Origin of the sequence: Pseudomonas sp. MWU13-2100, assembly GCF_023242365.1 — a bacterium.
Lineage (GTDB): Bacteria > Pseudomonadota > Gammaproteobacteria > Pseudomonadales > Pseudomonadaceae > Aquipseudomonas.
On the sequence record NZ_JALLIX010000160.1, the window covers coordinates 1 to 423 of the forward strand.

Sequence of the window (423 nt, forward strand, 5' to 3'; positions counted from 1 at the left end):
CCCGGAGTCGGCGCGGATCATCTGCCCCAGCATGGCCAGCGAGGCGTCACTGGCGGTGTTGGCAAAGGGGTAGCGGCTGGCAAAGGCGCCGTGCCACTGGTTGACAATGCCTTGCTGCCACTGGCGGTTAAGACTGGCCGCCGAGGGTTGCAGCAGCCGTTGCCAGGCTTGCTCCAACGGCTGCACGAAGAGGGTCTGGCCAAACCCGTCCCACTCGGCGCCGAGGCTCGCGGCAATCAGGCGGCCATGGGCCTGGGTGTCGGTCAGTTCGATGTTCTTGCCCTGGAACACGCTTTGCGCCAGGGCCTGGGTCATGGCCTGCGGGTCGGGGGCGTGGCTGATCTGCTGCAATTTCAGGCGCACGCGGGTCACCTGGGTGAGGAAGGCTTGCAGGCTCAGGCGCTCAGTGCCGTTCTGGCCTTC

1 pseudogene is annotated in these 423 nt (G+C 66.7%); it reads right to left on the reverse strand.

The features are described from left to right. Positions 1–423: pseudogene (locus M5B99_RS29840) on the reverse strand (type VI secretion protein VasK); the annotation flags it as partial.